General features: G+C 71.1%; 2 protein-coding genes. Both read right to left on the bottom strand.

Going from position 1 to position 2339, the window contains the following annotated elements:
• Positions 1-506: 506 nt before the first annotated feature.
• Positions 507-1067 (bottom strand): YceI family protein, encoded by a 561-nt coding sequence (locus HUN59_RS13735; protein WP_174778654.1) that lies wholly within the window; start codon positions 1065-1067, stop codon positions 507-509.
• Between the two features lie 119 nt (positions 1068-1186).
• Positions 1187-2131: a hypothetical protein gene (locus HUN59_RS13730; protein ID WP_174778653.1), complete on the bottom strand. Its 945-nt coding sequence runs from the start codon at positions 2129-2131 to the stop codon at positions 1187-1189.
• Between the last annotated feature and the right edge of the window lie 208 nt (positions 2132-2339).

The raw sequence follows: 2339 nt of genomic DNA, 5'->3' as shown, positions 1-2339 counted from the left end.
GCACCCTCGACCCCGTCCGGCTGCTGTTCGTCCGCGTGACGCTCAGCGGCTGACCAGGGCACCGAACACCTGCAGTACCCGGCGAACGGCCCGGCTCCTCCCCCACGGAGCCGGGCCGTTCGGCGTTCCCGGGCGCTGGTGCCGGCCCGGCCTGGCGTGGCGTGGCCGTCGGCATCGGCGTCGTCGGGCGGGCGAGATGGGGTCTGGTGAGCGGGCGGGCTCGGGCGAGCGGGCGGAATCGGCGGGGTTGGTGGTCGCTGCGGCGCACATCTCGCCCGCTCGCGCTCGGCTGCTCGCGCTCGGCTGCTCGTGTTCGTGCCCGACGACGCCGATGCCGACGGCCACGCCACGCCAGGCCGGGCCGGCACCAGCGCCCGGGAACGCCGAACGGCCCGGCTCCGTGGGGGAGGAGCCGGGCCGTTCGCCGGGTACTGCAGGTGTTCGGTGCCCTGGTCAGCCGCTGAGCGTCACGCGGACGAACAGCAGCCGGACGGGGTCGAGGGTGCTCAGGCCGCCTGGAGGACGAACTGCACGTCGAGGTTGATGGTGACGTCGTTGCCGAGCGTGAAGCCACCGGCCTCGAGCGCAGCGTTCCAGTTCACGCCGAACTCGGTGCGGTCGATCTTGGTCGTCGCCTCGGCGCCGAGCTTGACCTGGCCGTAGCCGTCGGTGGTGACGCCGCCGAACTCGGTCTTCAGGGTGACGTTCTTGGTGACGCCACGGAGCGAGAGCTCGCCGTCGATCAGCAGGTCGTCGCCGTCCTCGCGGATGCCGGTCGACTTGAAGGTCATCTGCGGGTGCTCCTCAGCGAGGAAGAAGTCGCCGGTCGCGAGGTGCTGGTCGCGCTGCTGCTGCTTGGTGTTGACGCTGGCGACGTCGATCGAGGCCTCGAGCGTCGAGTCGAGGGGGTTCTCCGCCGTGACGAGCGTGGCGTCGAAGCGCTCGAACGAGCCCTTGACCTTGCTGATCGCGAGGTGGCGGACGGAGAAGGTGACCTCGGAGTGCGTGGGGTCGATCTTCCAGGTGCCGGTCTGGTAGCCGGGGATGGCGGAGGCGGTGAGCGTCATGGTGACTCCTTCGAAGCGTTGGTCTGCGGTTCCCGAACAGCAGACACTTTTACATGCGCCTGCATCGAACCCGATGGTAGCCCATTCTGCACCCGTTTGGTTGAAGCGTCAACCATTGTTCACGAGACGGACGTGAGCCGCTGCCACGGACGTGAGTCGTGCCTCCCGTCCGAACCCGTCCGCAGGAGGCGAGCCACCCGCCGGACGAACTCGTCGACCAGCGGGCCGACGTCGTCGGCGGTCGCTCGTACCAGCCACCAGTCGACGTCCTTCAGGCGTTCTCCGCGGGTGAGGTCCTTCCGGAAGGTGCGGGCGTCGGTGCGGTGCAGGTCGCTCTCGTACTCGATGGCGACGCGTGCGTACGGGTACGCGAGATCGACGCACGCGATCCATCGACCGCGCTCGATGACGTCGTGGTTCCGGAGCGGTTCTGGGAGTCCTCGCCGGACGAGTGCGAGTCGGAGTCGGGTCTCGCCGGGACTCCGCGACCCGACCCGGACGAGTTCGAGGGCTGCCCTCGCGCGCCGGGTGCCCCGCGCGCCTCGGTGTCTGCGCAGGGCTCGCCGGAGCTCGTCGACGGTGCACCAGTTCAGCCAGCCGACCAGTGCGTCGCCGACGACGACGAGCTCGTCGACCGTCAGGGCGGTGGCGAGCATCACGAAGGTGTCCTCGGGAGCGACGAGGGCGGCGGTGCCCGAGTGCACCACTCGGATGCGCCCCTGTCTGGTGCGGTGGCCGATCGTCCCGCGAACCCGCAGTGCCTGATCCGTCCCGATGGTCGTGACGTGCACGCGTCGGTCGCGTTCGAGCCGCACGGGCAGCGGGATGCCGAGCAGGTGGGCGGCGGTCGCATGGCTGAACGCCTGATCGCGGCGTAGTCGTGGTGCGACGGCGCGTGCGAGCTCGTCGTGCGAGCGGGGTGTTGTCCAACTCCGCGTGCCGTGGAACGGTCGGACGAGGCGGCGGGAGCGCAGGACGGCTTGCGAGACGCCGCGGTGCAGGGCCTCACGGACGCGGAACGGACGCGTCCGGAGGGAGTGCGGGAAGTGCGCTGCGAAGTCCATGCCGGCAGCGTCGCTCAGCCGGACGGGCCGTGGGACGTCGGAGCGATCGACTGTGGATGGTCGGGCCGCGAGGAGGGCTGTGGAGGAAGGGAGCGAGGGGCGGGAGCGGGCGGGCGTGGCGCGGGAACGCGTGCGGGTCGCGGCACGCGAGCGGGCGGAATAGGCGGTGGACGGGAGGCGCGGGGCGCGTGTTCCGCCCGCTCGCGTC

It is taken from the genome of Curtobacterium sp. Csp2 (assembly GCF_013347165.1).
This window is presented reverse-complemented; position numbering and strand designations above follow the sequence as displayed.